This window comes from Arthrobacter sp. NPDC056493, from assembly GCF_042795115.1.
In the GTDB taxonomy this organism is placed as follows: domain Bacteria; phylum Actinomycetota; class Actinomycetes; order Actinomycetales; family Micrococcaceae; genus Arthrobacter.
The window spans coordinates 77,212-84,560 of record NZ_JBHTSL010000015.1; the positions used below are offsets into that span (position 1 = coordinate 77,212).

General features: G+C 66.2%; 5 protein-coding genes and 1 tRNA gene. 5 read left to right on the forward strand and 1 reads right to left on the reverse strand.

Translation table 11 applies throughout. The annotated features are described in order from the left end of the window. Positions 1 to 73 precede the first annotated feature (73 nt). From ACFQ50_RS09065 to ACFQ50_RS09075, 3 genes are all read left to right on the forward strand, one after another. Positions 74 to 146, forward strand: a tRNA-Arg gene (locus ACFQ50_RS09065). Between the two features lie 99 nt (positions 147 to 245). Further along, the gene (locus ACFQ50_RS09070; protein WP_377995186.1) at positions 246 to 1,286 is read left to right on the forward strand and encodes a M4 family metallopeptidase; all 1,041 of its coding nucleotides are present in this window, start codon (positions 246 to 248) and stop codon (positions 1,284 to 1,286) included. A gap of 60 nt (positions 1,287 to 1,346) precedes the next feature. Then, entirely contained in the window at positions 1,347 to 1,661 is a 315-nt protein-coding gene (locus tag ACFQ50_RS09075; RefSeq protein WP_377995187.1) for a protealysin inhibitor emfourin, read from the forward strand. Positions 1,662 to 1,714: 53 nt separating this feature from the next. Here the strand turns inward: ACFQ50_RS09075 and ACFQ50_RS09080 are convergent, their stop codons facing one another. Then, entirely contained in the window at positions 1,715 to 2,683 is a 969-nt protein-coding gene (locus tag ACFQ50_RS09080) for a GlxA family transcriptional regulator (RefSeq protein WP_377995188.1), read from the reverse strand. A gap of 81 nt (positions 2,684 to 2,764) precedes the next feature. Between ACFQ50_RS09080 and ACFQ50_RS09085 the strand changes: the two genes are divergently transcribed. Then, complete coding sequence (locus ACFQ50_RS09085) at positions 2,765 to 2,932, forward strand: hypothetical protein (protein WP_377995189.1); 168 nt, start codon at positions 2,765 to 2,767, stop codon at positions 2,930 to 2,932. Between the two features lie 93 nt (positions 2,933 to 3,025). Then, positions 3,026 to 7,012 carry an ATP-dependent RNA helicase HrpA gene (gene hrpA, locus ACFQ50_RS09090; protein ID WP_377995190.1) on the forward strand — a complete coding sequence of 1,329 codons (3,987 nt, stop codon included), beginning with the start codon at positions 3,026 to 3,028 and terminating at the stop codon, positions 7,010 to 7,012. Positions 7,013 to 7,349 lie beyond the last annotated feature (337 nt).

Here is a 7,349-nt window from a genome sequence, read left to right on the forward strand (position 1 = left end):
CCCGTTTTCCTTTCCGGCCCACCTTCCTGCTAAGCTCTAGGACGTCCGGCCGGGAACGGCGGGATCCCTGGATGCCCTCGTAGCTCAGGGGATAGAGCGTCTGCCTCCGGAGCAGAAGGCCGTAGGTTCGAATCCTATCGAGGGCACAGAAGAAACCCCCGCCGCTTACTGAAAGCGGCGGGGGTTTCCTGCATCTCCAGTGCGCCTGACGCAGAATGTCAGAGCCCGTTCGTAGTGTGAGCTGCATGGTCTGTTCAATAGTTCCGCCGTACATCCTGCGCCGCCTGGCCGCCCAGAGGTCCCCCCGGTTCTCGGCAGTCGCCCGCGCCGCCAGGGAAGCCCTGCTCCACGTGGGCGCCGTGCATGCCGCCCGGACCGCAGCGCCGTCGGCTCCTGCCGGCATCAGGCAGCTGCAGCCCTCTCCGGTCAACAGGTCCGTCTTCGACGCGAAGTCCGGCGAGTCGCTGCCCGGGCAGGTTGTCCGGAAGGAGGGCGATGCCCCCACCGGCGATCCCGCCGTCGACGAGGCCTATGACGGGCTGGGCCACACGCACAGCCTGTACGCGGACGCCTTCGAACGGAACTCCATCGACGGTCTCGGCATGCCGCTGAAGGCCAGCGTCCACTTCGGCAGGATGTACGACAACGCGTTTTGGGACGGCCAGCAGATGGTGTTTGGCGACGGCGACGGCGAGGTCTTCGAGCGCTTTACCCGCTCGCTCAGTGTGATCGGCCACGAACTGGCCCATGGCGTGACGCAGTTTTCTGCCGGACTGGCCTACCGAAACCAGGCGGGAGCCATCAACGAGTCCGTCTCCGACGTCTTCGGCGCGCTCGTGGAGCAGTACTTCCGCAAACAGACCACCGCCGAAGCCTCCTGGCTGATAGGCGAGGGCCTGTTCACGCCGCAGGTTCAAGGGTCCGCCCTGCGCTCCATGAAGGCACCGGGAACAGCGTACGACGACGACGTCCTCGGCAAAGACCCGCAGCCGGACTCCATGGATTCCTACGTCCGCACGCGGGCAGACAACGGCGGTGTCCACATCAATTCCGGCATTCCGAACCGGGCGTTCTGCCTCGTCGCCCAGGCTCTCGGCGGGAACGCCTGGGATGCGCCGGGCCAGATCTGGTACGGGACCCTGACAGGCGGCTCGCTGAGCCCGACCACCACCTTCACAGCCTTCGCCAAAGCCACTGCGGCGACGGCAAAGGAACTGTTCGGCGAGGAGTCCACAGAGCATGACGCCGTGCACGGGGCGTGGGAGACTGTGAAGGTAAAGCTCTAACCGACGCCGGGACTGTGACACTCCGCTTCCCGGCAGCCGCGGAAACCCGGGAACCTCGCCATGAAGATCACAGTCGAGCGCAGCGGCGGGATAGCCGCAGTCACGCGCGTCTGGACGGTGCTCGCCGTCACGACGAGTGACAAAAGCCGCTGGCAGCCCCTGGTCGAAGCGTGCCCGTGGGACGCCGTCGACGACCCCCGGCAGGCGGCGGACGGGCAGCCGGACCGGTTCATGTACTCCATCCGCGCCGGCCAGCGCCGCGCCACCCTGCCGGAGACGGCGGTCACCGGCCCCTGGCGGGTGCTCGTGGAGTCGACCCGGGCCGCCGCTGAAGAATCCGGGCCCGGCAGCGGTACGGCCGGCTTCCGGTCCTAGCCGGGCCGGTCCTAGCCGGTTCTCATCCTTGCTGGCTCCGAACCGGGCTGCTCCTAGCCGGCCGGGGCCATCTGGCCGCGGAAGGCCCGGCGGTAGGACTGCGGACTCGTGTCCAGCACCTTGGCAAAGTGGTGCCGGAGCAGCACGGGGTGCCCGAACCCTGACTGCCGCGCCACCTCGTCGATATTCAGCTCCGTAGACTCCAGCAACTCCTGGGCGCGCAGGACCCGCTGGGAATTGAGCCACGCAGCCGGGGTGGCGCCTGTTTCAGCACGGAACCGCCGGGCAAAGGTGCGCGCCGACATGTGCACCCGGGCGGCGAGCTCCTGGACGGGATGTTCCTCGTCCAGGTTCTCCACCATCCACCGGAGGAGCTCCTCCATTGGCTGGGAGCCGCACTCGGCCATGGGCCGGTCGATGAACTGAGCCTGGCCGCCGTCGCGGTGCGGCGGGACCACCATGTCCCTGGCGATCGCGGCCGCCACGGCGGCCCCGAATTCGGTCCGTACCAGATGCAGGCAGGCGTCAATGCCCGCGGCCGTTCCGGCGCTGGTAATGATCCTGCTGTCCTCGACATAAAGGACATTCTCGTCCACCAGGGCTTTGGGGTACTGGGCTGCCAACTCTCCCGAATAGTGCCAGTGCGTGGTGCACCGGCGTCCATCCAGGAGCCCGGCCCGCGCCAGCGCAAATGCGCCGGAGCAGATCGACATCACCCAGGCACCGCGGGCGTGGGCTGCCCGAAGGGCATCGAGGACGGATTCCGGAACGTCTTCTTCCCGGCCGTAGGGCGCCATGATCACCAGGTCAGCATCGGCGGCAGCTTCCAGGCCAAGGCTGACGTTCATGGTGAGTCCGGACTTCAGCGGAACTTCGCCGGGCACCGGAGTGCACACACGGAAGTCGAACCGCGGCACGCCTGTTCCCCGGTCCGAACGGTCGATGCCAAACACCTCAAAAGCGGTACCGAACTCGAAGATCGAGAAGTTGGGAACCGCGATGATTGCCACTGTTTTGAGCATGTTTCCAGTATGGCAGAAATTTGTACTTTTTAGGCATTTCTGCCACTTTTTTCTTCGGGCCCGCGGGAGAACCATGGAGACATGGAAATCTTCGGAATCGCCCTCCTTGTCCTGGTCCTCATTGCAGCCGCAGCCACTGTCGGCGCCATCCTCCGGGATGGCCGCGGCCACACTCCTCCCGAATACTCTGTCCGGGATTGGTCCGCACTGGACCTTCCCAGCAGCAACTACACAATGCGCATCTTCTAGCTCACTCACCACCCACCGAGAATCACCGTCCATCCAAACCAAGGACCCGGCGCACGCCGGGTCCTTTTACGCGGCAGTAGACTTGTGGGAGCCATGACTTTTCACATCTCCTACCCCGCCGAGCTGCCGGTTTCCGAGCGCCGCGAGGACCTGATGGCCGCGATTGCCGCCAACCAGGTGACGATCATTGCCGGCGAGACCGGTTCCGGTAAGACCACGCAGATCCCGAAGATGTGCCTGGAGCTGGGCCTGGGTGACAACGGCCTGATCGGCCACACCCAGCCGAGGCGCCTCGCAGCCCGTACGGTGGCCGAGCGCATCGCCTCCGAGCTCGGGGTCGACATCGGGCAGGAAGTGGGCTTCCAGGTCCGCTTCACCGGCGAGGTGAGTAAGTCCACCAAGGTCAAACTGATGACCGACGGCATCCTGCTGGCCGAAATCCAGCGGGACAAGCTGCTCCGCAAATACAACGCGATCATCATCGATGAGGCCCACGAACGCAGCCTGAACATCGACTTCATCCTCGGCTACCTCAAGCGGATCCTGCCGCAGCGGCCCGACCTGAAGGTGATCATCACCTCCGCCACCATCGATCCCGAGCGCTTCGCAAAGCACTTCGGCTCGGACGAGGAACCTGCGCCGATCGTTGAGGTATCCGGGCGCACCTTCCCGGTGGAGATCCGCTACCGCCCGCTCTCCCAGCCAGCCGGCGGCCCGTCCACCGGAGATGACGAGGACAACTCCTCCGACGACGAACTCGAGGAGGACCGGGACCCCCTGGACGCGGTGTGCGACGCCGTCGACGAGCTCGCCCTTGAAGCGCCGGGCGACATCCTCATCTTCTTCTCCGGCGAACGCGAGATCCGGGACGCCGCGGACGCCCTCCAGGCAAGGATCCAGTCCAACCGGAGGCTCTCCGGCACCGAGGTCCTGCCACTGTTCGCGCGGCTGAGCCTGCAGGAACAGCACCGGGTCTTCAATCCGGGCAGCAAGCGAAGGATCGTGCTGGCCACCAACGTGGCCGAGACCTCCCTGACCGTGCCGGGCATCAAGTACGTCGTCGACACTGGCACCGCGCGCATCTCGCGCTATTCGCACCGCACCAAGGTGCAGCGGCTGCCCATCGAGCGGGTGTCCCAGGCATCTGCCAACCAGCGTTCCGGACGCTGTGGCCGCGTGTCGGACGGCATCGCCATCCGGCTGTATTCCGAGGAGGACTTCGAGTCCCGGCCGCTCTACACCGATCCGGAAATCCTGCGGACCAACCTGGCGGCGGTCATCCTGCAGATGACCGCCATGGGAGTCGCACGGGGGCCCAAGGACATCGAAAACTTTCCGTTCGTGGAGCCGCCGGACTCGCGGGCCATTAACGACGGCGTGACCCTCCTTCGGGAGCTCGGTGCCCTGAGCGCGCCGCAGGCGGCCACGGGTGCGCCGCAGGCAACCAGTCCCCAGTCGGCCAATGCCGAAAACGGCCGGACAGCCGGGCGCAACGGCGGCGGCCTGACCGCCGTCGGACAGAAGCTTGCCCAGCTTCCGGTGGATCCGCGGCTGGGCCGCATGATCGTGGAGGCCGGCCAGCGCGGCTGTGTCCGCGAAGTCATGATCCTGGCGGCGGCCCTCACCATTCAGGATCCCCGCGAACGTCCAACGGACAAGCAGCAGCTCGCGGCGGAGAAGCACGCCCGCTTCCGCGATGACAATTCCGACTTCACCGGCTACCTGAACCTCTGGAACTACATCCACGAGAAGCAGCAGGAGCTGTCGTCCACCCAGTTCCGCCGGCTGTGCCGCAACGAATTCATCAACTACCTGCGCGTCCGTGAGTGGCAGGACCTGTTCACGCAGCTCCGGCAGCTGGCCCGGCCGCTGGGCATCAGCCTGGACAACAGGCGCCAGGCCGACGCCGTGGGCAACCACGAGGGCATCCACATCAGCCTGCTCTCCGGCCTGCTCAGCCACATCGGCATCCTCGACGAGCGCAAGCGGGAATACGCGGGCGCCCGGGGCACACGCTTTGCCATCTTCCCGGGCTCGGCGCTGTTCAAGAAGTCGCCCACGTTTGTCATGGCTGCCGAGCTCGTGGAGACCAGCCGGCTGTGGGCCCGCGTCGCTTCCAAGTTCGAGCCGGCGTGGGCGGAGCAGGTGGCGCCGCACCTGATCAAACGCAGTTACAGCGAACCCCACTGGTCCACCAAGATGGGCGCCGTGATGGCCTACGAAAAGGTCACGCTCTACGGAGTGCCCATCATCGCGCAGCGCCGGATCAACTTCGGCAAGGTCGATCACGTCCTGGCCCGTGAGCTGTTCATCAGGCATGCGCTCGTCCAGGGCGAATGGAAGACGCACCACAAGTTCTTCCACCGCAACCGGGCCCTGCTGCAGGAAGTGGAGGAACTCGAAGCCCGGATGCGCCGCCGCGACCTGCTGGTGGACGACGAGACTCTCTTCGAGTTCTACGACGCTCGCGTCGGCAAGGATGTTGTCTCGGAACGGCACTTCGACAAGTGGTGGAAGGACGCCCGGCAGCAGGATCCGGCGCTTCTGGACTTCGATCAGGCCCTGCTTCTGAGCGAGGACGCCAACGCGCTGGACGAGTCCGCCTACCCGAAGACATGGCTGCACAAGGGCTTCGAACTGCCCCTGAGCTATGAATTCCATCCGGTGGCACCCGGCTCGACGCCCAACCCGTCCGACGGCGTCACGGCGGAAGTTCCTGTCCTGTTCCTGAACCAGCTCGACGACGCACCCTTCCGCTGGCTGATCCCCGGCCAGCGTGTGGAACTTGTCACCGCGCTGATCAAGTCGCTCCCGAAGCAGGTCCGCAAGAGCTTCGTCCCGGCCCCGGACGTCGCCCGGCAGGCGGTGGCGGCACTGGAAGCCGATTTCGATCCCGCTGAGGACGAACTGGAGAGCTCGCTGGAGCTGGTCCTGCGCCGGCTGAAAGGCCAGATCGTTCCGGCCGGGTCCTGGAACTGGGATGCGGTTCCGCCGCACCTGCGCGTGAGTTTCACGGTGGTGGACAGCCGGGGCAAGGTCCTGGACGAGGGCAAGGACCTGGAAGCGCTGCAGGAGCGTCTGGCCCCGGCAACCCGCCGGGCCATCGCTGAGTCGCTGGGCGCCACTCCCGCCACAGCCGGCCCGCGGGCGCCGAAGAAGAGCCAGCAGCAGGCTGCCGCTCAGGATGGTCGGCCGCAGGCGCAGGCCGGGTTCACGGAACAGTCCGGCCTGACCGAGTGGCGGTTCGGCACCCTTCAGCGCCAGGCCAGCGTCACCGTCAAGGGTCACACCGTCACCGGTTTCCCCGCGCTGGTGGACGAAGGGAAGTCCGTTGGCCTGCGTGTTTTCCAGACAGCCTCGGAGCAGCAGGGTGCGATGCGGGGCGGTGTCATCCGGCTCCTCGCACTGCGGGTGCCGGCCCCGGACCGCTACGTCCTGGAACACCTGAACAACACCGAGAAGCTGACGTTCAGCCAAAACCCGCACGGGTCCGTCTCGGCTCTGATCGCAGACTGCGTCCTGGCGGCGGTGGACAAGCTGACCCCGGTAGAACTCCCGTGGGACCAGGCAGCCTTCGACGCCCTGTATGAGCATGTCCGGGCAGAGCTGATAGACACGGTCTTCAGTGTTACCGCCGTCGTGGAGCGCATCCTTGCCAGCACTCGGCGGATCCAAAAGCAGCTCAAGGGCACCACGAGCCTGGCGCTCATCAGCGCCCTCAACGATGTCCGCAGCCAGCTGGAACAGCTGGTGTTCCCGGGCTTCGTGGCCAAGACCGGTTATGCCCAGCTGATCCAGCTCCCCCGCTACCTCAACGCTATTGAAAAGCGTCTGGAGAAGCTGCCCGGCAACGTCCAGCGCGATGGGCTCCACATGTCCGCCGTCCAGCAGCTGGAGGATGATTACGACGACGCCGTGTCGGCCCTGCTGCCCGGCCGCCGCGCGGGCGCCGAACTGACTCAGGTGCGGTGGATGATCGAGGAGCTTCGGGTGAGCCTGTTCGCCGTCGAACTCGGCACGGCCTATTCCGTGTCCGAGAAGCGGATCCGCACGGCGCTTAACAAGGTGCTCGCGGCGTAGCGTCGTTCGTTGGTTCCTGGTCCTTGACCGGCGCGGTTGCGTCTTCGTGGCTGGCCCCGACCGGCTGGGATCCACGGAGCGGCCGGCAGCGGACTCACGCATCTTCAGCGCCCGGGAGTGAGCACTGGCGTCGGCCACCAGGTCCCCCGGGGCTGGGTGCCCAACTGGGTACCAGATCAGGGCGTTCTCACCGTTGGGAACGCCCTGATCTGCTACCTGGATTCCCTTCGGTCATACGGGACGACCCCGTACGACGGCGGCGCTGCCGCGGCTCGGGCTTTCTAGTCGGCGGGCTTGCTTCCAGCCGAATGCTTGGTTGGCTTCGGGCGCCCAACTG

Excerpts from the sequence above, each read along its gene's own strand:
- ACFQ50_RS09080 (WP_377995188.1), bottom strand. The coding sequence starts at position 2,683 with ATGCTCAAAACAGTGGCAATCATCGCGGTTCCCAACTTCTCGATCTTC.
- ACFQ50_RS09075 (WP_377995187.1), top strand. The coding sequence starts at position 1,347 with ATGAAGATCACAGTCGAGCGCAGCGGCGGGATAGCCGCAGTCACGCGC.
- ACFQ50_RS09070 (WP_377995186.1), top strand. The coding sequence starts at position 246 with ATGGTCTGTTCAATAGTTCCGCCGTACATCCTGCGCCGCCTGGCCGCC.
- ACFQ50_RS09085 (WP_377995189.1), top strand. The coding sequence starts at position 2,765 with ATGGAAATCTTCGGAATCGCCCTCCTTGTCCTGGTCCTCATTGCAGCC.
- hrpA (WP_377995190.1), top strand. The coding sequence starts at position 3,026 with ATGACTTTTCACATCTCCTACCCCGCCGAGCTGCCGGTTTCCGAGCGC.